The 24,784-nt window shown below is 71.2% G+C and carries 20 protein-coding genes and 1 pseudogene; 14 read left to right on the top strand and 7 right to left on the bottom strand.

All coding sequences use genetic code 11. The features are described 5' to 3' along the window. Positions 1-43: 43 nt before the first annotated feature. The 7 genes from AB0J40_RS08810 (at position 44) to AB0J40_RS08780 (ending at position 8,420) form a co-directional block, all read left to right on the top strand. Positions 44-1,963, top strand: a complete 1,920-nt coding sequence (locus tag AB0J40_RS08810) for a hypothetical protein (protein WP_364449557.1) — start codon at positions 44-46, stop codon at positions 1,961-1,963. Then, complete coding sequence (locus AB0J40_RS08805; RefSeq protein ID WP_364449554.1) at positions 1,960-2,889, top strand: aldo/keto reductase; 930 nt, start codon at positions 1,960-1,962, stop codon at positions 2,887-2,889. The genes AB0J40_RS08810 and AB0J40_RS08805 overlap by 4 nt, the downstream gene beginning before the upstream one ends. Beyond that, positions 2,886-3,713 (top strand): amidohydrolase family protein, encoded by an 828-nt coding sequence (locus AB0J40_RS08800; protein ID WP_364449552.1) that lies wholly within the window; start codon positions 2,886-2,888, stop codon positions 3,711-3,713. Before AB0J40_RS08805 ends, AB0J40_RS08800 begins: the two co-directional genes overlap by 4 nt. After that, positions 3,710-4,771 (top strand): alcohol dehydrogenase catalytic domain-containing protein, encoded by a 1,062-nt coding sequence (locus AB0J40_RS08795; protein ID WP_364449549.1) that lies wholly within the window; start codon positions 3,710-3,712, stop codon positions 4,769-4,771. Before AB0J40_RS08800 ends, AB0J40_RS08795 begins: the two co-directional genes overlap by 4 nt. After that, complete coding sequence (locus tag AB0J40_RS08790) at positions 4,768-5,538, top strand: SDR family oxidoreductase (RefSeq protein WP_364449546.1); 771 nt, start codon at positions 4,768-4,770, stop codon at positions 5,536-5,538. Before AB0J40_RS08795 ends, AB0J40_RS08790 begins: the two co-directional genes overlap by 4 nt. Positions 5,539-5,584: 46 nt before the next feature. Continuing rightward, positions 5,585-7,543, top strand: a complete 1,959-nt coding sequence (locus AB0J40_RS08785) for a right-handed parallel beta-helix repeat-containing protein (protein WP_364449543.1) — start codon at positions 5,585-5,587, stop codon at positions 7,541-7,543. A 307-nt stretch (positions 7,544-7,850) separates the two neighbouring features. After that, positions 7,851-8,420, top strand: a complete 570-nt coding sequence (locus AB0J40_RS08780) for a copper resistance CopC family protein (protein WP_364449541.1) — start codon at positions 7,851-7,853, stop codon at positions 8,418-8,420. On the opposite strand, the gene AB0J40_RS08775 is transcribed toward AB0J40_RS08780, so the two are convergent. The 4 genes from AB0J40_RS08775 to AB0J40_RS08760 form a co-directional block, all read right to left on the bottom strand. Continuing rightward, positions 8,421-9,140 carry a VOC family protein gene (locus AB0J40_RS08775; protein ID WP_364449539.1) on the bottom strand — a complete coding sequence of 240 codons (720 nt, stop codon included), beginning with the start codon at positions 9,138-9,140 and terminating at the stop codon, positions 8,421-8,423. A gap of 329 nt (positions 9,141-9,469) precedes the next feature. Further along, positions 9,470-10,912: a non-reducing end alpha-L-arabinofuranosidase family hydrolase gene (locus AB0J40_RS08770; RefSeq protein ID WP_364449536.1), complete on the bottom strand. Its 1,443-nt coding sequence runs from the start codon at positions 10,910-10,912 to the stop codon at positions 9,470-9,472. A 98-nt stretch (positions 10,913-11,010) separates the two neighbouring features. Then, positions 11,011-12,387, bottom strand: a complete 1,377-nt coding sequence (locus AB0J40_RS08765) for an endo-1,4-beta-xylanase (protein ID WP_364449533.1) — start codon at positions 12,385-12,387, stop codon at positions 11,011-11,013. A 117-nt stretch (positions 12,388-12,504) separates the two neighbouring features. Then, entirely contained in the window at positions 12,505-13,662 is a 1,158-nt protein-coding gene (locus tag AB0J40_RS08760) for a mandelate racemase/muconate lactonizing enzyme family protein (RefSeq protein WP_364449530.1), read from the bottom strand. A 73-nt stretch (positions 13,663-13,735) separates the two neighbouring features. Here AB0J40_RS08760 and AB0J40_RS08755 point away from each other — a divergent pair, with 73 nt between their 5' ends. The 5 genes from AB0J40_RS08755 to AB0J40_RS08735 all read left to right on the top strand — a co-directional run bounded on the left by AB0J40_RS08755 (position 13,736) and on the right by AB0J40_RS08735 (position 20,482). Further along, positions 13,736-14,482, top strand: a complete 747-nt coding sequence (locus AB0J40_RS08755; protein WP_364449528.1) for an FCD domain-containing protein — start codon at positions 13,736-13,738, stop codon at positions 14,480-14,482. 49 nt (positions 14,483-14,531) lie between these two features. Beyond that, positions 14,532-15,680: a Gfo/Idh/MocA family oxidoreductase gene (locus AB0J40_RS08750; RefSeq protein WP_364449525.1), complete on the top strand. Its 1,149-nt coding sequence runs from the start codon at positions 14,532-14,534 to the stop codon at positions 15,678-15,680. Positions 15,681-15,792: 112 nt separating this feature from the next. Beyond that, entirely contained in the window at positions 15,793-17,217 is a 1,425-nt protein-coding gene (locus AB0J40_RS08745; RefSeq protein WP_364449522.1) for an extracellular solute-binding protein, read from the top strand. Beyond that, on the top strand, positions 17,214-19,223 hold the full coding sequence (locus tag AB0J40_RS08740; protein WP_364449520.1) for an ABC transporter permease subunit: 2,010 nt from the start codon (positions 17,214-17,216) through the stop codon (positions 19,221-19,223). Before AB0J40_RS08745 ends, AB0J40_RS08740 begins: the two co-directional genes overlap by 4 nt. After that, positions 19,220-20,482: a mandelate racemase/muconate lactonizing enzyme family protein gene (locus tag AB0J40_RS08735; RefSeq protein WP_364449517.1), complete on the top strand. Its 1,263-nt coding sequence runs from the start codon at positions 19,220-19,222 to the stop codon at positions 20,480-20,482. The genes AB0J40_RS08740 and AB0J40_RS08735 overlap by 4 nt, the downstream gene beginning before the upstream one ends. On the opposite strand, the gene AB0J40_RS08730 is transcribed toward AB0J40_RS08735, so the two are convergent. Continuing rightward, positions 20,479-21,219 (bottom strand): ribonuclease activity regulator RraA, encoded by a 741-nt coding sequence (locus AB0J40_RS08730; RefSeq protein ID WP_364449514.1) that lies wholly within the window; start codon positions 21,217-21,219, stop codon positions 20,479-20,481. The genes AB0J40_RS08735 and AB0J40_RS08730 overlap by 4 nt on opposite strands. Before the next feature lie 108 nt (positions 21,220-21,327). After that, complete coding sequence (locus AB0J40_RS08725; protein WP_364449513.1) at positions 21,328-22,458, bottom strand: NAD(P)/FAD-dependent oxidoreductase; 1,131 nt, start codon at positions 22,456-22,458, stop codon at positions 21,328-21,330. A gap of 136 nt (positions 22,459-22,594) precedes the next feature. Between AB0J40_RS08725 and AB0J40_RS08720 the strand changes: the two genes are divergently transcribed. Together AB0J40_RS08720 and AB0J40_RS08715 are read left to right on the top strand one after the other, a co-directional pair. Beyond that, on the top strand, positions 22,595-23,296 hold the full coding sequence (locus AB0J40_RS08720) for a TetR/AcrR family transcriptional regulator C-terminal domain-containing protein (RefSeq protein ID WP_364449510.1): 702 nt from the start codon (positions 22,595-22,597) through the stop codon (positions 23,294-23,296). A gap of 37 nt (positions 23,297-23,333) precedes the next feature. Further along, positions 23,334-24,284, top strand: coding sequence for a DJ-1/PfpI family protein (locus tag AB0J40_RS08715; protein ID WP_364449507.1), 951 nt, complete (start codon positions 23,334-23,336; stop codon positions 24,282-24,284). Between the two features lies 1 nt (position 24,285). Here AB0J40_RS08715 and AB0J40_RS08710 read toward each other — a convergent pair. Further along, a pseudogene (locus AB0J40_RS08710) lies at positions 24,286-24,782 on the bottom strand (aldo/keto reductase); the annotation flags it as partial. Positions 24,783-24,784 lie beyond the last annotated feature (2 nt).

Raw genomic sequence — 24,784 nt, 5'->3', positions numbered from 1 at the left:
TGCCGCCGACGGTGACCGCTGCCCTGGAATGGAGCACCCTCTGATGTATCCCGTCATCACGGCCTCGGTCCCGCTGCTCGAACCGCCCGGCTGGGCGCCGGCCCAGCGGGAGCTGTTCGCCCTGCTCGACCGCGCGTGGCGGCGGTTCGCCCGTGACTTCACCGGCCCGGACGGACGGCTGACCTACGACGACGGGCTCACCAGCCGCGACGGCGTCGACGACTTCTACGAGACGTTCTTCAACTGGCCGCAGCTCTACCTGCTCGGCGGTGCCGACGACCTGCTCGCCGAGGCCGAGCGGCACTGGGAAGGCGTCACCCGGCAGCTGACCGAGCTGGGCATGCTCCACGACGAGTACGAACGCGGCTACGACTGGTTCCACCAGGGCGAAAGCCTGCTGCTGCTGTACTTCCTGTGCATGGCCGCGCCCGAGCGGTGGCGGGAGCGCGCACTGCGGTTCGCGGAGCTCTACGTCGATCCGGCCCACGGCAACTACGACCCCGGGCACCGGATCATCCGTCGTCCGCACAACGGCAGCGATCCGGCGCGCGAAGGGCTTTTCGACGGCACTTCGTACCCGTGGCTGGCCAAGGAAGCCGCGATGTACGGCTTCCCGCTGGAGTGGCTGCTGCCGCCGGACGCCGAGGAGCCGCCGCGGGACCGGGATCCCCGGCTGGGGGAGCAGATGCGCCGCCGGATCGGCACCGGCGACACCGCGGTCAACCTGGCCGCGGCCGGGCTCGTCGGCAACGCGTGGCTGCTGTCCGGCGAAGAGCGTTACCGCGACTGGCTCGCCGAGTACGTCGGTGCGTGGCGGGACCGTGCGGCGGCGAACAACGGCATCCTGCCCGACAACGTCGCTCCCGACGGAACGGTGGGCGGGCTGCTGGCGGGCCGGTGGTACGGCGGGCACTACGGCTGGTCGTGGCCGCACGGCTGGTACAGCGTCGGCCACGCCGCCGTCGTCGCCGCGCTGGCGGCCGCGCTCGCCACCGGCGACGACTCCCACACCGACCTCGTGCGCCCGGCGCTGGACGAAATCATCGCCCACGGCAAGGTGATGGCGTTCACCGAAGCGGATTCCAGCCTCGCCACCAAGTGGACGGTGCAGCTGCGCGAAGACGTGGACACCCCGACGCTGCACGTGCCGTTCCGGTACGACGACCGCGGCTGGTTCGACTACAACCCGATGCTGATGGGCGTCCCGGTCGCCCTGTGGCACCACTCCGGCGCGCCGGAGGACCGCGCCCGCCTCGAGCGGCTGCGCGCGGCCGCCGGCCACGACTGGCGGACCGTGCGGCCCTTCCGCAGCAAGGAGGAGGCCGGGCACGAGGAGCCGTGGTTCGCCTACCTCGCCGGGGACAACCCGGACTACCCGGAACGGATCCTGGCGGCCGCCCAGGCGCAGGTGCGCCACCGGCTGACCCGCATGGAGCGCTACCGCGGCCGTCCCGTGCCCGAGGCCGACATCCACCTGTGGCAGCAGTCCAACCCGGTGGTCACCGAAGCGCTCGTCCAGCTCACCTGGGGCGGTCCGCAGGTCGTCTACAACGGCGGGTTGCAGCAGGCCCGCGTCCGGTACTACGACGCGGCCGCGCGACGGCCCGGCCTGCCCCCGTCGGTGGCGGCGCTGGTGTCCGCCATCGACCCCGAGGCGACGGTCGTCGAGCTGGTCAACCTCGACCCGGAGGTGCCGCGGTCGGTGATCGTCCAGGCCGGCGCGTTCGCCGAGCACGACATCCGCGGCGTGGCGTACACCGCGTGCGAGGACCCGTCGTGGATCGGCGACCTCTACGACTACGGCCACGGCGAACCGGTGGTGACGACCGCCTCCCTCGACGTCGGCGGTCCGTGGCTGCGGGTGGACCTGCCCCGGTCGACCCGGATCCGCCTGACCCTGCGGCTCGCCCTGCGGGCCCGGACCGCTTCCTACGCCAGCCCGTTCGACGGGCGTGACGCGTGAAGCGAGGGCCACTCGGCGGCACCGGGCTCGAGGTTTCCGAACTCGGTTTCGGAGCCGCCCCGCTGGGCCGGGACCCCGGGGGCATCGACGCCGTCCACGCCGCACTCGAGCTCGGCATCACCTTCTTCGACGTCTCGCCCTACTACGGGCGCACGGTCGCGGAAACCGTGCTGGGCAAGGCGTTGCGTGGCGTCGAGCGGTCGGCCTACGTGCTCGCCACCAAAGTCGGCCGCTACGGCGACGCCGACTTCGACTTCTCCGCCCGCCGGGTCACCCGCAGCGTGCACGAAAGCCTCGACCGGCTGGGGACCGGCCACCTCGACCTCGTCCTGTGCCACGACATCGAGTTCGGCGACCTCGGCCAGGTCGTGCGCGAAACCATCCCCGCGCTGCGCGCCCTGCAGGAGATCGGCCTGGTCGGTGCCGTGGGCGTCTCGGGCTTCCCGCTGCCCGCCCTCGCCCACGTCGTCGAACGCACGCCGGTCGACGCCGTCCTCTCGTACTGCCAGTACACGCTCCAGAACCGGCGGCTCGCCGCGTGGCGGGAGCGGTTCGCCCGCCACGGCACCGCGGTGATCAACGCGTCCCCGCTGTCGATGGGGGCGCTCACCGACCGCGGGGCGCCGCCATGGCACCCCGCGCCGGCGGAGGTGCTCCGGCAGTGCGCGCGGGCGGCCGAACTGTGCCGGGCGCGCGGCGAGGACCTCGCGCGCGTCGCCCTGCGGTTCGCGGTGACGACCGGCGGGTTCGCTTCGACGCTGGTCGGCGCGGCGGATCCCGAGGAGGTGCGCCGGGACGTCCGCTGGATCGGCGAACCGGTCGACGACGACCTGCTGCGCGCGGTCGAGGAGTGCCTCGCACCCGTCCGCGACCGCTCGTGGCCCAGCGGACGACCGGAAAACCAGGACCCGGGAGGAACGGCGTGACCGCGATCCTCGACTCCCACGTGCACTTCTGGGACCCGCGGCGGCTGCGCTACCCGTGGCTCGACGACGTCGCCGCGCTACACCGGCCGTTCACCCCGAACGACTTCCCCGGCCGAGGGGACGTGATCGTCGTCGAAGCGGGCCGGACCCCGGCGGACGCCGCCGCCGAGGTCGCGTGGATCCGGCGCGAAGCCGGCGAGCACCCGTGGATCCGCGGGATCGTCGCGCACGCCGACCTCGAGCACCCCGGGGCGGCGAGCCGGTACGCGGAAGACCCGTTCGTGGTCGGGGTGCGGCGCAACGTGCAGGACGAAGCTCCGGGGTTCCTCGAGCGCCCCGACTTCCGCGCGGGTGTCCGGGCGCTGGGAGCCGCGGGCCTCCCGTTCGACGCCTGCGTCCGCGCGCACCAGCTGCCCGAGCTGACCGCACTGGCCGAAGCCTGCCCGGAGACCACCGTCGTCCTGGACCACCTCGGCAAGCCGTCGCCGGGCGGGCCCGGGTACGACCGGTGGCGGCGGGACCTGCGGCGGCTCGCCCGGCACGGCAACGTGCGGTGCAAGCTCTCGGGCCTGGCGACGGAGACCGCCCCGGGCACCGGCCGGTCGGCGGTGGTCGACGCGCTGCGCGAAGCCCTGGCCGCCTTCGGGCCCGATCGGTGCCTCTACGGCAGCGACTGGCCGGTCATGACGCTGGCCACCGACCACCAGACGTGGCTGAAGGTCGTCCACGCCGCGCTCGACGGGCACCCCGCCGACGCCGTCCTCCACCACAACGCCGAGCGGACCTACCTCGCCCGCGCAACAGCACGAAAGGACACGCCATGACCGCCCCACCGCAGAGCCCGCCCACCCGGCGGGTCGCCTACTCCGGCCGCCGGAGCCTGGTCGTCGAGGCGGCGGACCCCGTGCCGCCGCCACCCGGCCACGTCCGGATCGACGTGGCCTACACCGGGATCTGCGGCACCGACCTGCACATCTACCACGGCGACATGGACGGCCGCGTGCAGCCACCCGGCGTGCTCGGGCACGAGATGTCCGGACGGGTCGCCGAACTCGGCACCGGCGTCGAAGGCTGGCGACCCGGCGACGCCGTGACGGTCGTGCCGCTGCGGTGGTGCGGCGAGTGCCCCGCCTGCCGGGCCGGCCACACCCACGTCTGCCACCGCCTGGTGTTCCTGGGCATCGACGCACCGGGGTCGATGCAGACCAGCTGGACGGTCCCCGCCGAAACCCTGGTGCGCCTGCCCTACGACCTCCGGCTCGACCACGCCGCGCTGGTCGAGCCCGTCGCGGTGGCCGTGCACGACGTCCGCCGGGCGGACCTGAAGGCCGGCGAGCGGGTGCTGGTGGTCGGCGGCGGCCCGATCGGGCTGCTCATCGCCATCGTCGCCCGCCGGTCCGGGGCGGTCGTCGTGCTGGCCGAGCCGGACCCGTTCCGCCGCTCGGTGGCCGAAGGCCTCGGCCTGACCGCGCTCGACCCGCGTGCCGAAGACTTCTCCGCCACCGTCGACCGGCAGACCGGCGGGGCCGGCGTCGCGGTGGCGTTCGAGGTGTCCGGCGCCGAGGCGGGCGTGGCGACGGCGGTCGGCGCGCTGGCCACGAGGGGGCGGCTGGTCCAGGTGGCCATCCACCCGGCACCCCGGCCGGTGGACCTGCACCGGTTCTTCTGGCGCGAACTGACCCTGGTCGGCGCGCGCCTGTACGACCGCGACGACTTCACCGCCGCGGTCGGGCTGCTCGGCGAGGGCGCGATCCCGGCCGCCGCGCTGATCTCGCGGACCGAGCCGCTCGAGCGGGCCGCCGACGCGTTCGCCGCGCTCGAAGGCGGCGAGGGCGTGATGAAGGTCCTCGTCGACTGCCGCGCTTCCGGGGAGCCGCGATGACCCCGCGTTCCCCGTTCGACCTCACCGGCCGGCTGGCGGTGGTCACGGGCGCCCGCCGGGGGATCGGCCTCGGCATCGCGGAGGCACTGGCCGCCGCCGGCGCCGACATCGTGGCCGTCAGCGCCCGGCAGGAGCCGTCGGGCAGCGAGGTCGAAAAACGCGTGACCGCGCTCGGGCGCACCTGCACCGCGCTGAACGCCGACTTCGCCGACCGCGCCGCCGTCGCGGAGCTGGCGGGCACCCTCGCCGGGCTGGACCGCCCGGTGGACATCCTGGTCAACAACGCGGGCACCATCGCCCGGGCCCCGGCCGCCGACCACTCCGACGCCGACTGGGACCGGGTGCTCACCGTCGACCTCACCAGCCAGTTCGCCCTCACCCGGGAGGTCGGCAGGGGGATGCTCGAGCGCGGGCGGGGCAAGATCGTGTTCACCGCGTCGCTGCTGAGTTTCCAGGGCGGCATCAACGTTCCCGGGTACGCCGCCGCGAAGTCGGGCATCGCCGGCCTCACCCGCGCCCTGGCCAACGAGTGGGCGGGACGCGGCGTGAACGTCAACGCGATCGTCCCCGGCTACGTCGAAACCGACAACACCGAGGCGCTGCGCGCGGATCCCGAGCGCTTCGCGGCGATCCTCGACCGCATCCCGGCCGGCCGCTGGGCCCGGCCGGAAGACTTCGGCGGCGTCGCCGTCTTCCTGGCCTCCGCGGCATCGGACTACGTGCACGGCGCGCTGGTCCCCGTCGACGGCGGCTGGCTCGGCCGCTGACCGCGGTCCCCGATTTCCCCACCGCAGATCCTCGAGGAGGATGCTCATGCGTCACCCCACCCGAACGGTGCTGGCGGCACTGGCCGTCGCCGCCGGCGCCACGGCCTCGGCCGCCGTCCCGGCCCAGGCGGCCGGGCACCCGGCGGTCACGATCGTCGTCGCACCCCACGGCGGCGACACCCTGCAGCACGCCCAGAAGCTCGCCCGCACGCTGTCGGCGCGGGCGGACGTCCACGTCGAACTCGCGAGCGGCACGTACCGGCTGAGCGCTCCGCTGAAGTTCACCGGCGAGGACTCCGGGCGGAGCGGCCACACCATCACCTGGCAGGCCCGCCCCGGTGAGCGGCCGGTGCTGTCCGGGGGCCAGGCCGTGACCGGCTGGCGGCTGCACGACCCGGCGGCGAACGTCTTCGTCGCCGACATTCCCAAGGGCGTGGACTCGCGGCAGCTCTACGTCGACGGCGCCGCCGCGCCCCGCGCCGCGATCACCATCGCCCGCACCGACGTCAAAGTCACCGAGACCGGCCTGACCATCCTCAACCCGGCGTTGAACTACCTGGCCGGCCTGCCCGCCCAGAACCGGATCGAGGTGGAGAGCCAGAACTCCTTCACCGACCGGTTCGCGCCCGTGCAGAGCATCACCGGCAGCACCATCACCATGCAGCAACCGGCGTGGAACAACAACAACTGGGGTTACGACACCCTCGCCCGCCCCTTCGCCGGCGGCACCCTGCTGCTGGAGAACTCCTACGCCTTCCTGCAGACCGGGCAGTGGTACCTGGACCCGGCCGCCGGAAAGCTGTACTACAAGGCCGCACCGGGACAGTCGCCGGCCGGCAAGGACGTCGAGCTGCCGCGGCTGACCTCGTTGCTCCAGCTGAGCGGGACCTACGACGACCCCGTCCACGACATCGCGTTCCGCGGGCTCGCCTTCGAACACACCACCTGGCTGCAGCCCGGCACGTCGATCGGCTACGCCGACCAGCAGAGCGGCACGTTCATCGCCGCGGCGTTCCCCCAGCCCGCCGACTTCCTGACCTCGTGCCAGATCGGCTGCCCCCAGTTCGAAGGGGCGCGCAACAGCTGGCAGCAGGTGCCCGCCGCCGTCCAGGTCTCGGCGGCCAGGAGCATCTCGTTCGAGGACAGCACTTTCGCGCACCTGGGTCAGGTCGCCCTCGGCATCGGCAACGACGCCAACGCCCACGCCGGCGGCATCGGCCTCGGCGCGTCCGGGATCACCGTGCGCGGCAACACTTTCACCGACGACGCCGGTTCCGGCATCGTGGCCGGCGGCGTGCGGCCCGACGCGCACCATCCGGGCAACCCGGCGATGACCGACGAGAACGTCACGATCACCGGGAACCTCGTCACCGACGTCGCCAAGGACTACAAGGACATGGCGGGCATCCTGAGCACCTACGTCACCCACGCGGTGATCGAGCACAACGAAGTGTCCGACCTGGCCTACGACGGCATCGACGTCGGCTGGGGCTGGGGCGCCAACGACCCGGGCGGCAGCCAGGACTACCGCAACCGCGGCCTGTACAACTACCAGCCGGTGTACACCACACCGACCACCTTGAAGGACACCGTGGTCCGCTACAACCTGGTGCACGGGACGAAGAAGGTCTTCCACGACGGCGGCAGCATCTACAACCTTTCCGCCGACCCGGGCGCGGTGATCGACCGGAACTACGTCTACGACAACCACAACACCGTCGGCCTGTACCTGGACGAAGGCTCGCGGTACGTGCGCCTCGGGAACAACGTGATCCAGGACGCGGGGGTCTGGGCGTTCACCAACGCGAGCTCCACCAACAACACCGACGACAACACGTTCACCGGCAACTGGTACAACGCCGGCGCCACCCAGGTCGCGACGGGCGCACCGCACGACAACGTGCTGGACGGCAACGTGAAGGTCACCGACGGGAACTGGCCCCCGGCCGCGCAGGACGTGATGCGCGACGCGGGCCTCCCGTCGGGCGGCGTTCGCCGTCCCTGACGGCAAAGCCCCGCAGCGGAGCCCGGCCGGCGGCCGGGTTCCGCTCGAAACACCCTCAGCGCGCCGGCGTCGTCCAGCTCTGCGGCACCGACGTCGTCGCGCTGCGGCTGCAGCGGACCGGGATTAGCTACTCCACGCGGCCGGCGGCCGGCCGCACGCAGAACGCGGTGCCGTCCGGATCCGCCAGGACGACGGTGCCGTCGTCGCGGACGTCGAGCCGAGCGGCGCCCTGCGGGAACCGATGGAGCTCCCCATCCGACTACTGGAGCGGCGGCCGTCGGCTGCCGCGACCCGGATCGAGGAGCCCATGAAGATCGCACGACCGCTCGGAGCGTTCCTGCTCGCACTCGCCGGCCTGCTGGTGCTGGCCGGACCGGCATCCGCGCACGCGGAGCTGACGTCGAGCTCGCCCGCCGAGGGTGCCACCCTCGCGGCACCGCCGCGCAAGATCGAGCTCACCTTCGAGGAGCCGGTCACGCTGCAGCCGGACCCGATCTCGGTGACCGGCCCGGATGGCGCGAAGTGGTCGGTGAGCCCGCCGACGGTGACCGACGCGACGATCACGGCCGCGGTTCTCCCCAGCGGCCCGGCCGGGGCGTACACGCTGACCTACAAGGTCGTTTCCGACGACGGCGACAAGGTGACCGCCGCGATCCACTTCACCCTCAGCGCGCCGGTGTCGTCCAGCTCCACGGCAGCTTCGCCGACGTCGGCGGCCGCTCCACCGACGTCCGCGGCCGTTTCGCCGGCTCCGAGCGCCGCCGCGTCGAGTGACACGAGCGGCGGCATCCCGGCCTGGGTGTGGATCCTCATCGCCGTTGTCGTGGTGGTGGCCGTGGTCGTCGTCGGACTCCGGCTGCGGCGGACCCGGGAGTAGCTACCCGCGGCCGGCGCCGGCCGGCCGCACGCAGAACGCGGTGCCGTCCGGATCCGCCAGGACGACGGTGCCGTCGTCGCGGACGTCGAGCCGGGCGGCGCCGAGAGCGATCACCGCGTCGACCGCCGCCCGCTGGTCGTTGTCCTCGGGGAACAGCTCGAAGCGCTGCGGGTTCGGCTCCGCCGTGGGCGTGCCGTCCCAGACGTCCCAGGCGACTTTCGTGCCGCCGCGCGGTGACTGGATCGCGGTCTGCTCGCCCTGGTCCCACACCAGGGACCAGCCGAGCGCCTTGCTCCAGAACCGGCCGGCCTGCCGGGTGCCGGCACAGGTGAGTTCGCCCAGTGGGCCGCACCCGGCGAGGTAGCCGTTGCCGGGCTCGATCACGCAGAACTCGTAGCCCGCCGGGTCGGCCAGGACGACGTGCGGCTCTTCGGGTCGCTGCCCGACGTCGACGTGACGGCCGCCGAGCTCGATCGCCGTGGCCACGGTGTGGCGCTGGTCGTCGAGGTCGGTGCTGGTGAGGTGCAGGTGCATCCGGTGCGCGCCCACCCGGCCGGCGCGGCCCGGCGCGAACCGCAGGCCGAGCTGGGTGTCCCCGCCCGGCAGCAGCAGACCACCGGCGTCCTCGACGACCTCCCGGCCGAGCAGCCCGGCCCAGAACCGTGCCGGTTCAGCCGGGTTTTCCGCCTCGAAGGTCACCGCCAGCAGTCGCGAACCCATCTCCGGAACGTAGACACCGCACCCGTGCGGCGGCAACCCGATATGGAACGGCGAAACCCCGCCACTTGCTCGAGAGCCTGGTTGGGGGAGGGGGCGAACAACCGGATGAGCGACCCGGTAGCCGAGAACGCGGAAGCCCGCGCCGGCGACCTGCCCGACGCCTGGCACTGGGCCAAGGCACCGGGTTTCGGCCACAGCGCGGCGCCGCTGTCCTTTGCCGAAGGCTTCCCCCCCCCCCCCCCCGGTTACCCGCCCGTGGCGACGTCGCTTCGTGACGGTGCCGCCGGCCGGGGGAACCCAGCCGGCGGGCGGCCGGGTTCCCCGCGGGGTCAGCGTTGCAGCGTCAGGACGCCCGGCCGCCACGGCAGCTGGTCGTACGGTCCGCTCGCGCTGGGGGACTTGCCCTGGTACAGCAGCTGGAGGTTGCACGGGTCGACGGTCATGGTCTGGTCCGGGTTCGTGCGGACCAGGTCACCGTGGCTGATGTCGTTGGTCCAGCCGGCGCCGCTGTTGGCCTTGCCCGCGAAGGGATTGCTCTCGCTGGCGGCCTGCGGGGTCCACGAACCGCTCAGGCTGTTCGCGGTGAACGAGCGGAAGTAACGCCCGTTCGCGCCGATCGCCTCGACGATCATGAGGTACTGGTTCTGGCCCTGGACCTTGTAGACCTGGACGGCCTCGAACAGGTTGTTCGTCGAGTCGCTCATGACGGTCGTGTAGTTCGAGCCGAAGCTGCCCGGGAAGTTGCCGATCGGCATGCTCGCCCGGTAGATCTTGCCGTTGTCACCGGCGAAGAACAGGTACATGTTCGAGCCGTCGGCGATCAGGGTCTGGTCGATCGGACCGGTGCCGGACCCGGAGATGCTGCCGGTGAACAGCGGCTGCGGCGAGGACCAGCCGTTGGGGTTCGTGGGGTCGCTGGACGTGCGGTAGATGAACGGCCAAGCGCCCCACTGGTAGGCCAGCACCCAGATGTTCTTCGGGGCGAAGTAGAACAGCGTCGGCGCCACCGCGGCCTGGCTCATCCCGGTCTGGCCGGCCGAGGCCATGTCGGACCAGTTCGTGAACGGGCTGAAGGCCATCGAGCCGTAGGTCGACCCCGAGACGTTCGACGCGTAGACGAGGTGCTTGCCGTTGTAGACGACGTTGGTGAAGTCCTTGAGCGAGACCCACCCGTTCTTCGGCGTCGCGAGCACGCCCGTCGACGACCAACGGTACGTCGACGGCAGCGAACAGCCACTGCCGGTCGTCGTGGTGGTGGTCGGCGGTGTCGTGGTCGACAGGCCGGTCCACTTCTGGTTGCTGCCACCGTTGCACGTCCAGAGCTCCACCGCGGTGCCGTTGGCCGTGCCGGAGCCGGTGACGTCCAGGCAGAGCCCGGACTGCACCCCGACCACCGTGCCGTCGGAGTTCAGCCGCCACTGCTGGTTGGCCCCGCCGTGGCAGGTCCAGGTCTGCACCCGGGTACCGGCGGTGGTGGCGCTGCCCGGCACGTCCAGGCACTTGTTGCCGAGCACCGTCAGCTGACCGGCCGCCGTCGCCGTCCACTGCTGGCCGGAACCACCCCAGCAGTCGTAGATCTGCAAGTACGTCCCGTCGGTCTGGCTCGCGTTCGGCACGTCCAGGCAGCGGCCCGAACCGACTCCGCGCAACGAGCCGGTGACGTCGGCCTCGGCCGCGCCGGCTCCCAGCGTCACCGCCGACACGACGGCCGCCGCGACGGTCGTCGCGGCGGCCAGTGCCGCGATCCTGCGGCTGGTACCTGCTCTTTTCATGAATTTCTCCCGGTCGAATCGGAATGTTATCGCTAACATTTTGGCGAGTGAAAAGGGGTGGCTCGCTCGCCGGAGCGAACGAGCCACCCGATCGCGGGTCAGGACGTGCTGCAGCTGACGCTCGGCCAGTTCCAGTTGCCGTTGTGCTGGATGGTGACCCCCCAGTTGTTGCCGTTGCCGTTGGGTTTCGCGATCAGGACCTGACTGCTGGGCCAGTTCGCGCTGATGTTCCAGGTCGCGATGATCCGCGCGGGACTCGGCACGGTCATGGTGACCGTCCACGAACTGGCGCCGCTCACCGAGACGTTGAGGTTGTACCGGTCACTCCACGACTGTCCCGCCGACAGCGAGGCGGTGCAGCTCCCGCCGCCCGGCGTGGTGGGTGTCGTCGTGGGGTTGGTCGGCGTCGTCGTCGGGGTGGTGGTCGGCGTGGTGGTCGTCCCGCCGCCGGCGTTGAGCGCGTTGAGCACCGCGTTGTAGGCGGCCTTCTTGTTGCCGCCGCCGTCGAACAGCAGCGGACTCTCGCTGGAGCGCCAGGAATCGCTGTCCCGCACGCCCCACACGGTGATGCCGACGCAGCGCGCGACGTTCAGGCACGCCTGGGTCAGCGCCGTGTACTGCGAGGTGTTGGCGTTGGTGACGTCGACCTCGGTCAGCGCCACGTCGACGCCGAGCGCCGCGAAGCTGGAGATCGTCGTCTGCAGGCTGCTCGGGACCGAGCTGCCGCCGGTGAAGTGGGCCTGCAGGCCGACGCAGTCGATCGGCACGCCCCGGGACTTGAAGTCCCGCACCATGTTGTACACGCCCTGGGTCTTGGCGTAGTTCCAGTTGTCGATGTTGTAGTCGTTGTAGCAGAGCTTGGTCGAGGAGTCGGCCGCGCGGGCGGTCTTGAACGCGACCTCGATCCAGTCGTTGCCGGTGCCCTGAAGGTTCGACGACCGGCGGCTGCCGTCTTCGTTGAACGCCTCGTTGACGACGTCCCAGTAGGCCAGTTTGCCTTGGTAGTGGGCCATCACCTTCTGGATGTGGTTGATCATCGCGCTGCGCAGCGCGCTGCCGCTCATGCTCTGCATCCAGCCCGGTTGCTGCGCGTGCCAGGCGAGGGTGTGGCCGCGGACCTTGGCGCCGTGGCCGACGGCCCAGTTGTAGACCTGGTCGCCGGAGGAGAAGTTGAACTGGTTCTGGTTGGGCTCGGTCGCGTCCGGCTTCATCTCGTTTTCCGGCGTGACCATGTTGAACTCGCGCGCCGCGATCGTGGTGTAGGCCGAGTCGCCGAGCCGGCCGGCGGCGATCGCCGTGCCGAAGTAGCGGCCGGACTGCGCGGCCGCGGCTCCCAGGGTGCCGGCCGCGGCATCCGCGCCGGGTGCCGTCACCAGCACGGCGGCGGTCGCGGCCACGGTGGCCACCCCTGCCAGTGCCCGGGTCGCGGGCGATCGCCACCACCTGCTGCGTGGGCCCGGTGAACTTCCTGCCATCGATGGTCTCCTTAACGGCACGCGTCGACGTAGTTGCTTACCGTCAGCAGAAGAACACGGTGCCTCGCCGGCCCGCAAAGAGTTTCGATCGACTTTCGGACCGGCCCGCCGAGACCGCTATTCGAAGACCCCGAAGCCCGCCACGGCGTGCGCCCGGACGCCGTCCATGTCGAGTTCCACGCCGATCCCCGGGGTGTCGGGCAGCGTGAGGTAGCCGTCCTTGACGATCGAGCCGCTCCCGTCGGGGGCGTGGACGTAGCTGTCCCACACCGCGCGCTCCTCGAGAGCGTGCCATTCCTGGACGTAGAAGTTCGGGATCGCCGCGCACTGGTGCGCCGTGGCCATCGTGCCCAGCGGCGTCGACACCAGGTGCGGGGCGAACGGGATGTAGTGCAGCTCCGCGAGGTTGGCGATCTTCTTGGCCTCGGCGAGGCCGCCGCACTTCGGCACGTCCGGCTCGATGACGTCCACCGCGCCGCGTTCGAGCAGCTCGCGGAAACCCCAGCGCAAGTAAAGGTTTTCTCCCGCGCAGATCGGGGTGCGGGTCTGGGCGCGCACCCGCACCAGCGCGTCGACGTTCTCCGCCGGCAGCGGTTCCTCGAGCCACATCAGGCGGAACGGCTCGAGTTCCCACGAGATCCGGCACGCGCTCGGCACGTCGTAGCGGGCGTGCAGGTCGATGGCCAGGTCGACGTCCGGCCCGATCGCCTCCCGGACGGCCGCCACGCGCTCGACCATCGAGCGCAGCTCGGCCGCGTTGATCGTGTGGTTGAAATCGTCGAACTTGTCCGGGTGGCGCAGGTTGTCGATGTCGAACTTGAGGGCGGTGAAGCCTTCGGCGACCATCCGCTGGGCCCGGTCGACGCACCCGGCGACCGAGCCCGCCGGGTCGTCGCCGTCACCGCAGTCGGCGTAGAGGCGGATGCGGTCGCGGAACTTCCCGCCGAGCAGCCGGTGCACCGGCTGGCCCGCCGCCTTGCCCGCGAGGTCCCACAGCGCGAGCTCGATCCCGGACAGGGCGATCACGAACACCCCGCTCTGCGCGCCCGCGAAAACCTTGCTGCGACGCAGTTTTTCCCAGCACCGCTCGACGTTGCGGGGGTCTTCGCCGACCAGCAGCGGGGTCAGGGATTCGATCATCCCGACGACGGCGGCCGCGCCGGCGTCCGGATTGGCCTCGCCGAATCCGCTGAGCCCCTCGTCGGTGTCGATCCGCACCAGCGTGGCCTGACCGTGGTAGGCCACCACGGCCGTCGTCACGTTCACGATCCGCATTGCTCTCCCGCCGCCGGGTAGTGCCGAAAGAACGGACTGTCGCGAAGTCCAACTTGTCCTATAAGCTGATGACATGCCAAGGAGACAAGAGTCTCCGGACGCTGTCAAGGTCCGGACTCTCCCGGTGCAGGTGGCGGCCCACCTGACCCGGCGGATCGTCCGCGGCGAAATCGAGGACGGCCGGGCGCCGTCGGAACTCGAGATCTCCAACGAGTTCGGGGTGTCCCGCGTGGTCGCGCGGGAGACGCTCAAGATCCTCGCCTCGCTCGACATCGTCGACGTCGCACAGGGCCGCCGCGTCGTCGTGCGCCCCCGCGCGGAGTGGGACTACCTGAACCCGCTGCTGATCGAGTGGCTGCCCACGGAGATCGTCGACGAGCTGCTGCAGGAACTGCACCAGATGCGTTCGCTGCTCGAGCCCGAGCTGGCCGCGATGGCCGCGGCGAGCATCACCGACGAGACGTTGCGGCGGCTCGGCGACGAGATCGACCGCATGGCGGCGCTCGAAGCCGATCCCGAGGCCTACCTCGAAGTCGACCACGAGTTCCACATGGAGATCTGCCGGGCGGCGGACAACCGCATCCTCGACCGGATCATGTACTCCGCCCGCTGGCTCGGCACGGCCAGCCGTCGCCTCACCAACGAAGCGCCGGCCGGGCTGCACCGCGCCACCGCCCAGCACACGGAAATCTACGAGGCCCTCGTGGCCCGTGATCCCGAAGGCGCCCGCGCGGCGATGCGCAGGCACCTGAGCAACAACTACTCCACGCTCCTCAGCGAGAAGGAGCAGCGAAGCAAGCGGGCCGCCAAGCGGCGATAGCACACGGCACGACCGAGTTCCGCCAACCGTTGACGAGGACGGACCAGGCATGGGAGCACCGGGGATCCTGCCGATCCGGCTGGGGCTGATCGGCACCGGCCTCGCGATCGAGAAGCTGCACTGGCCGGCGCTGCGCGGCCTCACCGACCGGTACGTCGTCACCGCGTTCACCGACTCCTCCGCCGAGCAGAGCCGGCGGTTCGCCGCGTACAGCGGGACCGATCCGGCCCTGGCCACCCCCGACCGGGCCGTGTTGCTGGCCCGCGACGACGTCGACGCCGTGCTGGTCTCGGTGCCGATCCCGCACCTGTACGAGGTGGCGCGCGACGCGCTCGCGGCGGGCAAGGACGTGCTCTGCGAGAAGCCGGCCGGCGTCGACACCGACCAGGCGGCGGCCTTCCTCGCCCTGGCGGCCGCGCACCCGGATCGCACGTTCGTGGTGGGGGAGAACCACTTCTACCGCGACGACCTGCGCTACGCCCGCGCGTTGCTCGACGACGGCGCGATCGGCCGCGTGCACCTGATGGCGTGGCGGCACGCCGTGCGGTCGGTGCCCCGCGCGGGCAACTTCACCAGCACGCCGTGGCGGCACCGGCCGCGGTACCGCGGTGGCGTGCACCTCGACGCCGGCGTGCACCACATCGCGCAGATCCGCCTGCTCTGCGGCGACATCGCGTGGGTGCACGGGGCCGTGCAGACGGCCAACAGCACGATCGACGCACCGTCGGACCTCGCGCTCAACCTCGTCTTCACCGGAGGTGCCATCGGCAACTACACCGCGTCCTATGTGGACATCCCGGTCCCGCCCGAACCCAACGACATGCGGCTGTACGGCACCGAGGGCGTGCTCGTGCTCGGCGGATCCGAGGCCGAGCGCCGCGTGACCCGCAGCGGCGCCGACGCCACCTCCCACACGACGGTCTTCCGCGACATCGACAACGGCTACCGCTCGGAGCTCGTCGACTTCGCCGACGCCGTGCAGTTCGGCGTGCGGCCGGTCGGCAGCGTCGCGCAGAGCGTGGCCAACGCCATGGTCGTCCAGCGGGCGTTCGACTCCGCGGAACGGACGGCCGCACTCGCGCTCGACCCCGTGCCCGGCGCGGGCCCGGTGCCGCTATGGCGGCCCCGAGGCTCGGCCGGGCTGTTCGACGGGCTGCCAGGACAGCGCATCAGCAGTTCGGCGTCCTTCGCCGCATGAACGCCCCCCCAGCTTTGAAGACTCACAGCGCGGCGCACGCCCCGCTGTCCCGCCGGTTGCAACGTCGCCCCGTCGGTACGCGTCCGCCCGACCGGACGCGAGAGGAGTTGTCATGGAAGAGAAAACGGACCTGTCGAGGCGCACGTTCCTCGGGGTGAGCGCGCTGGGCGTGCTCGGTCTCGCCGGGTGCGGGGGCGGTTCCGCGGCCCCGCCGAAGGTCGACGTCCAGGTGCCGCAGGCGCTGCTCGATCAGGCGGCCGCGCTGCGCGGCGGGTCGGTGGGGATGCTGTCGCAGAAGCTGTATTCGGAGGCCGCCAACAAGGCGCTGGACCGGTCGCTGCAGGCGTTCGCGCAGGCCACCGGCACCACGATCCGCAACGACCTGGTCTCCGGCGACGCCGGCGACATGGTCGCGAAGATGGACGCCGAGGTGAAGGCGGGCACCAACCGCGACCTGGCCTTCGTGAGCGACCGGCGGTTCGTCGGCCAGCTCCACAACCTCGGTGCCCTGACCGACGTCACCGACGTCGTCTCCGAGCTGCGTGCCATGTACGGGGACCCGGCGACGGAGGCGAACGACTACTGCGTCTTCGACGGACGCTGGTTCGCGATCCCGTACCACTTCATCGCGTCCGGCATGTACCTGCGCAAGGACTGGTACCAGGAGAAGGGGCTTCCGCTCAAGCCCTACTACACGTGGGAAGAGCTGCGCGACAACGCCTTGGCGGTCTCCGACCCGGCGAAGCGGCGCTTCGGCTGGGGGCTCACGGTGAACCGCTCCGGCGACGCCAACGGCTTCATCCAGAACGTCATCAACGTCTACGGCGGGGCGATCGCGGACAACACCGGCACGAAGGTGGTGTTCAACTCGCCGGAGACCGTCGCCGCCGTCACGTTCATCGGCGACATCTACACGAACCCGAAGTACCGGCCGATGCTGCCGCCCGGGGTCGGGAGCTGGACCGACTCGAGCAACAACGAGAACTGGCTGGCCGGGATCCTGGGGCTCACGCTCAACCAGTTCAGCGTCTACGCCGATTCGAAGACCAAGAAGAACCCGGTCTACGGCAACACGCACGTGTTCAACGGCGCCACCGGACCGGCGCTCGACCGGCCGCTCGCGTACGGCGAGTCCAACTCGTTCGTCGTGTTCAAGGGGGCGAAGAACCCCGCCCTCGCCAAGCTGGTGGCGAAGTTCATGGTCGGCGGGAGCGCGCTGCTCGGCGTCGCGAAGGAAGCACCGTGCCTGGTCAACCCGTCGTGGAGCAAGGTGTGGGACTCCGACCCGTACTACACCGGCGGTGACCCGGCCTTCCCCGCGCTGCGGGAGCAGACCCGCACGCCGCTGCCGGTGAAGACCAGGACCGGGTACGCCTTCCCCCAGGCGCCGAGCCCCGGCGAGCAGGCCGCCCTCGCCGCCTACCTGCTGACCGACATGATGCAGTCGGTCATCCAGGGCACCAAGCCCGCCGACGCCGTCGCCGCGACGCACGGCCGGATCGTGCAGATCTTCGAGCAGCAGGGCTACAAGCAGTGACCGTCCTGCGGCCGCGCGAGGCGCCGGCCCGCCCGGCGCCTCGCGCGTCGTCCTCGCTCACCCGCACGCAACGCGTCCTCGGGCGCGACTGGCGGCTCGCCGCGGTGTTCATCGGGCCGACGCTGGTGCTGGTCGCCGGCCTGATCCTGGTCCCCATCATCGGCTCGATCTTCACCAGCGCCACCGAACGCCACGGCGCGGAAACGGTCTTCGTCGGGCTGGACAACTACACCGCACTCGTCGACGACGCCATGTTCCACAAGGGCGTGCTCAACTCGTTCGTCTTCACCGCGTACGCCGAGATCTTCAAGGTGACCTTCGGGCTCATCGCGGCGTTGATCCTGCACCACATGCGCCGCGGCCGGGCGTTCATCGCCGGGGTGATCCTGCTGCCGTGGGTGATCCCGACGGTCGTCACGGGCTTCACCTGGCGGTCGCTGCTCGACCCGATCTTCGGCAGCGTCAACGTCCTGCTCACCGAGTCCGGGATCGGGCCCGGCCTCGCCGCGATCGGGCTCGTCGACAAGTGGCCGGCGGAATGGCTGTCCGATCCCGCGCTCGCGATGCCCGCGGTCATCCTGGTCAACGTCTGGAAGGGCATCCCGTTCTTCACGGTGACGTTCCTCGCCGGGCTCAAGGCCATCGACAGCAACCTCCACGAGGCGGCGATGGTGGACGGCGCCTCGCCGTGGCAGCGCTTCGTGCACATCACGCTGCCGGGGCTGCGGCCCGTCATGATCGTGACGGTCCTGCTGTCGTCGATCTGGACGTTCAACAACTTCGACCTGATCTGGCTGCTGACCCAGGGCGGCCCGGGCGACGCCACCGCCCCGTACGTGATGGTGGCCTACTCGAAGGCCATCCAGCAGCTGCAGCTGGGCGCGGGCGCCGCGGTCACGCTCGTGATGCTGCCGGTCATCGCGATCCTCGTGGTGATCCTCGTGCGGATGATGCGCCGCAGCGACCAGCCCGGCGCGGCGGATCTCGGCCGGGGCAGGTCACTGACGCCCGGTCAGCGCCGCGCGCTGCCCTGGGTCATCGTCGTCGGCGCGGTGCTCATGCTGACCTGGGCGTCGCCGCACATCGTCTGGAAGGCCGCCGTCGTGCTGGGCGTGTTCGTGGTGCTCGCGGCCGCCGTCGGCCGCGTCGTCTCCGCGTTCGCCGCGCGCGGCAACCGGCTGGCGGCCCGCCTGGTCACCGGCACCGGCAGCGGGATCGCGCTCGTGGGCTTGCTGGGCTTCGTGCTCGCCCCGCTCTACTGGATGACGGTGACGGCCTTCAAGTCCGACGACCAGATCGTCGCGCGCACCGACGACCTCTGGCCGACCCCCTGGACCACCGAGCAGTTCACCAACCTGTTCACCGGGGCGTTCGGCACCTGGTACGTCAACACGATCCTGGTGTCGGTCGCCTCCACCGTGATCGCCCTGGTCTGCGCGGCGCTGGCGGGTTATGCGCTGGCACGGCTGAAGTTCCGGGGTTCGGAGAGCTTCACGGTGACCATCCTGCTCACCTACGTGATGCCGGGCGCCCTGCTGTTCATCCCGCTGTACCAGCTGATGAGCGGGATCGGGCTCAACGACTCGCTGTGGTCGCTGGTGCTCGCCTACCCGACGTTCACCCTGCCCTTCGCGACGTGGCTGCTCGTCGGCTACTTCAAGTCGATCCCGGCCGACCTCGAGGAGGCCGCGCTGGTCGACGGCTGCACGCGGTTCGGGGCGTTCCGCCGGATCGTGCTGCCGCTAGCCAAACCGGGCCTGCTCGCGGTCGCGTTGTTCACCCTCACCAACGCGTGGAACGAGTTCCTGTTCGCCTTCGTGTTCATCACCAAGAACGAGAACAAGACCCTGCCGGTCGGCATGCAGTCGATGATCTTCAACGACGTCGTGCCGCAGGGGCAGCTGGCGGCGGCCTCGCTGCTGGTCAGCATCCCGGTCGTGCTCATGTACGGGTTCGGGCAGCGGTTCCTGACCGAGGGCCTCACCGCCGGGGCGGTGAAGGGATGATCACCGAAGAGCACGTCCCGACGGCGTCCCGGCCGAGCGACCTGCGCATCACCGACCTGCGGGTGGCCACTGTGGACGGGGTGCCGTTCCGCTCGTCGATCATCAGGATCGACACCAACCAGGGGCTCTCCGGCTACGGGGAGGTGCGCGACCAGGCCAGCGCCACCTACGCGCTCGTGCTCAAGAGCAGGATTGTGGGCGAGAACCCGTGCAACGTCGACAAGATCTTCCGCAAGATCAAGCAGTTCGGCTACCACGGCCGCCAGGGCGGCGGGGTCTCCGGCGTCGAGATGGCGCTCATGGACCTGGCGGGCAAGGCGTACGGCGTGCCCGCGTACGCGCTGATCGGGGGCCGGTTCCGGGACGAGGTCCGGTGCTACGCGGACACCCCGTCGCTGCCGGACCCGCACGCGATGGGCGCTCGGCTGCTGGAGCGCAAGCGGCGCGGGTTCACGATGCTGAAGATGGACGTGGGCATCGACCTGCTCTGGGACGTACCGGGAGCGCTGATCGCCCCGCCGGGCGCCCGGGAGGACCGGACGACGATGCACCCGTTCACCGGCATCCAGGTCACGGCGAAGGGCGTCGACCACCTGGTGTCCTATGTGGACATCGTGCGCTCCGTCGTCGGCTACGACGTGGCGCTCGCCGCCGACCACTTCGGCCACATCGCCCTGGACTCGGGCATCCGGATCGGGCGTGCGCTCGAACCGTTCACGCTGGCCTGGATCGAGGACCTGATCCCGTGGCAGCTGACCGACCAGTGGCGTCAGCTCACCGAGGCCGTCGCCGTCCCGACGTGCACGGGGGAGGACATCTACCTGCTCGACGGCTTCCGGCCGCTGCTGGACGCCGGCGCCATCCGCGTCGTGCACCCCGACCCGGCGACGGCGGGCGGGATCGCGGAGACCAAGCGGCTCGGCGACTACGCGCAGGAGCGCGGCATCCCGATGGCGCTGCACCTGGCGGCGTCGCCGATCGCGACGATGGCGTGCGTGCACCTGGCGGCGGCCACGGAGAACTTCCTCGCCCTCGAACACCACGCGGCCGATGTGGACTTCTGGAGCGACCTCGTCACCGGCCTGCCCCGGCCGCTGATCCGCGACGGCCACATCGCCGTGCCGGACACCCCGGGACTGGGGTTCGGCGACCTCGACGAAGACCTGCTGCGCCGCCACCTCGACCCGCGCGATCCGGTGTTCTTCGCCGAGACGACGCACTGGGACAAGGAGTCGAGCCACGACCGGCTGTGGAGCTAGGCACGGCCCTGTTCGGCGCGCCACCGCTCGTACTCGGGCCGGGCCTCGTCCGACAGCGGGTAGTAGCGCCGCAGGTCGCCGCCTTCGGCCAGCCGGATGCGGGAGAACTCTTCCCATTCGGCGTGTTCCTGGGCGTGCGCCACCAGTGCGGGAGCGAGCTTGACCGGCACGACGACCGCGCCGTCGTCGTCGGCGACGACGATGTCGCCCGGCTCGACGACGGTGCCACCGCACGCGACGGGCACGTTGACGGCGGCCGGGACGATGCCGGTCTGGGCGTGGAAGTTCGGCGTGGCGCCCCGGATCCACAGCCCCAGCCCGAGCTTCTTGGCTTCCCCGGTGTCACGCAGGCACCCGTCGATCACGACGCCGGCGCCGCCGCGGCCCTTGAAGTAGGTCAGCATCATCTCGCCGAACACACCGCTGCTCATGTCGCCGCGCGCGTCCACGACGATCATGTCGCCGGGCTGGGCGTGGTACATGACGTGGCGGTGCAGTTGTTTTTCCGGTTCCTCGTATTCGTCGACGGGGTAGAGGTCCTCCCGCTTGGGCAGGAACTGCAGCGTCAGCGCGGGTCCGGCCACGCGCACGCCGGGAGTCCACGAAACCGGGCCGTGGATGAACGCGCTGCGGATACCCATCCGGCTGAGTTCACCGCTGGCGGTCGCGCTGCCGATGGCCGCGAGGGCCGCACTGAGTTCGGCGGGCGGGCGAACGATGTCGTGCGTCTCGACCACGTCGGTGGCTCCCTCGGGTCCGCGCTGACCGTGACTGTGTCCGTCTTGATCAGAGCGTAGCGTGGCCGGGGCGGATCAGGCGAGACCGCGGCGCGCCGCGAGGCGTCGTCACAGCGCGTCCTCGAAGAACCGGACCATCTCCGTCGGCGGACCGTCGACGAACATCATGTCGAGGCCGTTCCGCGACGCCGCCGCGGCTTCGGCGGCACGCGGGAACATCGTGTTCTCGTAGCGGGCGATGGCGGTCTCGACGTCGGCACCGCCGAGCAGCTCCCGGGCCAGGTCGGCGCCGTCGATCAGCGCGATGTTGGCGCCTTCGCCCGCGAACGGCGACATGACGTGCGCCGCGTCGCCGGCCAGGGTCACCCCGGGAACCCGCTCCCAGCGCAGGCCGGTCGGCAGCGCGTAGATGGGCCGGGGCCGGATGGCGTCGTCGTCGCACTCGCGGATCAGATCGGTCAGAGGCGTGGCCCACCCGGGGTATTCGCGCAGCAGTCCCGCACGGGCGGATTCCGGGTCGTGCCAATCGATCCCGCTGTCGGCGACCCAGTTTTCGGGAACGCGCAAGCCGCAGCCGTACGCGATGGTGTTCCCGCCGTGCCCGCCGATGTACTTGTGGTCCGACAAGGCGAAAAAGGTCCCCCGCCCGGTGAGCGCGAGCGCCTCCGGGTGCTTGGCCGCCGCGTCGGCCAGGCGCAGCTCGACGATGGTGATCCCGGTGTAGGCGGGCTTCACCGGGGTCAGCAGCGGCCGGATCCTCGACCACGCGCCGTCCGCGCCGACGACGAGATCGGCGTGGACCGCGGAGCCGTCCGCGAACTCCAGTACGTGCCCCGCCGCGGCCGGCCGCGCGCCGACGACCTTGCGCCCCCAGGCGATCGTGCCCGGGTGCAGCGACTCGACGAGCAGCTGCCGCAGTTCCGTCCGGTCGATTTCCGGACGGCCACCGCCGCCCGCCGGTTCGCGCCGGTCGACGTGCACCCGCCCGGTCTTGTCGAGCACGCGCACGTCCTCGCCGCCGACGTGCGTACGAGCGCGGAACTCCTCGTAGAGGCCGGCTTCCTTGAGGGCGATCTGCCCGGTGTCGTCGTGGATGTCGAGCGAGCCGCCCTGCTGACGGGCGTCCGGGGTGGCGTCCGTTTCGTAGACGGTGACGGGTGTTCCGTTCCGCTGGAGGATGCGCGCGCAGACGAGACCGCTGAGGCCCGCGCCCACGATGGCGATACTGCGTTCGGGCATGCCGAATCCACCTTTCCGTTGGCAGCGTTTCCGTGGCCGGCCCAGACGTTCGCCGCCGGTCACCCCACGACCGTAGGCTTAACGAACCCCGTTCGTCAACTTGACGAACGGGGTTCGTGAGGGATATCGTCCGGGGGTGTCCCAGCGTGATCCCTTCGGTGCCGTCGAGGTCGAAAGCCGTCGCAGAGCGGCGAAACCGCTGCTGAGCCGCGACGCGATCATCGAAGAGGGGTTGCGCCAGCTCACCTCGGACGACGGCGCCATGAGCCTCCGCAAGATCGCGAAGGCGCTCGACACGGGCCCGGCCTCGCTCTACGCCTACGTCACCGACATGAGCGAACTCCAGGCGCTCGTGCTCGACCGCGCACTGGAAGCGGTCGAGGTCGGCGAGGCGGAAGGCTCGTGGCGCCACCGGCTCGACGAACTTCTCCGCTCCTACACCGAAGTCCTGATGAGCAGCCCGGCGGTCGCCTTGATGGCCGTCCGGACCACCGCGGTGGGACCCAACGCGCTGCGCATCGCCGAAGCCCTCCTCGGGCTCCTCGCCGAGGCCGGGGTCGACCAGGCGAACGCGGCCTGGGCCATCGACCTGCTCACCATGTTCGCCACCGCGGTCGCGGCGGAGCACGCACAGGGCTCGGACCCGGGAGCGCCGGACGGCCCGGTCGCCCAGGCGATCAACCGCGCTCCGGCGGACGAGTACCCCCGCGTCCACGCCGCCCGGAAGGAGATCATGTCCGGCACGGGGGAGGAGCGGTTCGCGTGGTCGGTGGACGTTCTCGTCCAAGGCATCCTCTCGCGCGCCCGGTCCGTGGCGACCAGGCCACCGTCCGCCTGAATCCCGCCATGGCCGGCCCGGGCGTATGTTTCTGCCCATGTACACGGTTGCGGTGCTCGCGCTCGACGATGTGATCGCCTTCGATCTGGCCACACCGATCGAGACGCTCGGGCGGGTCAGGCTGCCGGACGGCCGCGGGGGCTACCGGATCGTCGTCGCCGGGCCGGACCCGGTGGTCGGTGCCGGCCCGCTGCGGCTCACCGTCGACGCGGGGCTCGACGAAGTGCAGCACGCCGACCTCGTCGTCGTCCCCGGGCGCAACGACCCGGACCGGGCGACCCCGGCGGCGGTCGGCGAGTTCCTGCGCGCGGCGGTGGCCCGCGGCTCGCGGGTCGCCTCCATCTGCGTCGGCGCCTTCACCCTCGCCGAAGCCGGGCTGCTCGACGGGCAGCGGGCCACCACGCACTGGCTGGCGACCGACCGGCTGGCTCGCCGCCACCCGGCCGTCCGGGTCGAGCCGGACGCGCTCTACGTCGACAACGGGCAGATCCTGACGTCCGCGGGCGCGTCGGCGGGGCTGGACATGTGCCTGCACATCGTCGAGCGCGACTACGGCGTCGCGGTCGCCGCCGACACCGCGCGGCTCGCGGTCGCGCCGCTGCAGCGCACCGGCGGGCAGGGCCAGTACATCCTCCGGAACCGGCCGACGTACCAGACCGCGACCCTGGAGAAGGCGCTGGTGTGGATCGAGGAGAACGCCCACCGCCCGCTCACGCTCGCCGACATCGCCGACGCCGCGGGCATGAGCACGCGGACGCTGACCCGGCACTTCCAGGCCGAGACCGGGCAGAGCCCCATCCAGTGGCTGACGGGCGTGCGGATCCGGCACGGCCAGGAACTGCTGGAGCTGACCGACCACACGATCGACCGCATCGCCTGGCAGGTCGGGTTCCCGTCGCCGAGCAACTTCCGCGTCCAGTTCGCCCAAACCACGGGCATCAGCCCGGGGGAGTACCGCAAGACGTTCCGGCCTCGCCGACCGCGGTAGACCGGCGCTCGTCGGTCAGGTGCTTCGGCGCCCAGTGCAGGCGGCCGGCCGAGGCGGTTTCCTTGCGGTAACGGCCGGTGAGCAGGCCCATCGACAACGGGCTCCAGACGAGCACGCCGAGGCCGTGGCGTTGGCACACCGGCAGAATCTCGGTTTCGGCGCCGCGGTTGAGGATCGAATAGTGCGGCTGCTCGGTGCGGAACCGCGCGAGGCCACGGCTTTCGGCCACCCATTGCGCCTCGACGATTCCGAAGCCGGCAGGTTGGAGTGCCCGATGGCTCGTACCTTGCCCGCGCGCAGCAGATCGGTCAGCGCGCTCAGCGGTTCTTCGATGTCGGTGCCGGGCTCGGGGTGGTGCAGCTGGTAGAGGTCGATGTGGTCGACGCCGAGGCGGCGCAGCGACCCTTCGAGGGCCGGGCCGTAGGGGCCGAACATCATCGTGCCGGGGGTGAACCTGCTGACCTCGATGCCGGTGCGGCCGAGGGGACGGGTCTGCAAAG

This window comes from Amycolatopsis sp. NPDC049691 (assembly GCF_040675005.1).
Classification (GTDB): Bacteria; Actinomycetota; Actinomycetes; order Mycobacteriales; family Pseudonocardiaceae; genus Amycolatopsis.
This window is presented reverse-complemented; position numbering and strand designations above follow the sequence as displayed.

Coding starts and splice junctions, on each gene's coding strand:
- AB0J40_RS08810 (WP_364449557.1), top strand. CDS start 44: ATGTATCCCGTCATCACGGCCTCGGTCCCGCTGCTCGAACCGCCCGGC.
- AB0J40_RS08795 (WP_364449549.1), top strand. CDS start 3,710: ATGACCGCCCCACCGCAGAGCCCGCCCACCCGGCGGGTCGCCTACTCC.
- AB0J40_RS08790 (WP_364449546.1), top strand. CDS start 4,768: ATGACCCCGCGTTCCCCGTTCGACCTCACCGGCCGGCTGGCGGTGGTC.
- AB0J40_RS08785 (WP_364449543.1), top strand. CDS start 5,585: ATGCGTCACCCCACCCGAACGGTGCTGGCGGCACTGGCCGTCGCCGCC.
- AB0J40_RS08780 (WP_364449541.1), top strand. CDS start 7,851: ATGAAGATCGCACGACCGCTCGGAGCGTTCCTGCTCGCACTCGCCGGC.
- AB0J40_RS08775 (WP_364449539.1), bottom strand. CDS start 9,140: ATGGGTTCGCGACTGCTGGCGGTGACCTTCGAGGCGGAAAACCCGGCT.
- AB0J40_RS08770 (WP_364449536.1), bottom strand. CDS start 10,912: ATGAAAAGAGCAGGTACCAGCCGCAGGATCGCGGCACTGGCCGCCGCG.
- AB0J40_RS08765 (WP_364449533.1), bottom strand. CDS start 12,387: ATGGCAGGAAGTTCACCGGGCCCACGCAGCAGGTGGTGGCGATCGCCC.
- AB0J40_RS08760 (WP_364449530.1), bottom strand. CDS start 13,662: ATGCGGATCGTGAACGTGACGACGGCCGTGGTGGCCTACCACGGTCAG.
- AB0J40_RS08755 (WP_364449528.1), top strand. CDS start 13,736: ATGCCAAGGAGACAAGAGTCTCCGGACGCTGTCAAGGTCCGGACTCTC.
- AB0J40_RS08750 (WP_364449525.1), top strand. CDS start 14,532: ATGGGAGCACCGGGGATCCTGCCGATCCGGCTGGGGCTGATCGGCACC.
- AB0J40_RS08745 (WP_364449522.1), top strand. CDS start 15,793: ATGGAAGAGAAAACGGACCTGTCGAGGCGCACGTTCCTCGGGGTGAGC.
- AB0J40_RS08735 (WP_364449517.1), top strand. CDS start 19,220: ATGATCACCGAAGAGCACGTCCCGACGGCGTCCCGGCCGAGCGACCTG.
- AB0J40_RS08725 (WP_364449513.1), bottom strand. CDS start 22,458: ATGCCCGAACGCAGTATCGCCATCGTGGGCGCGGGCCTCAGCGGTCTC.
- AB0J40_RS08715 (WP_364449507.1), top strand. CDS start 23,334: ATGTACACGGTTGCGGTGCTCGCGCTCGACGATGTGATCGCCTTCGAT.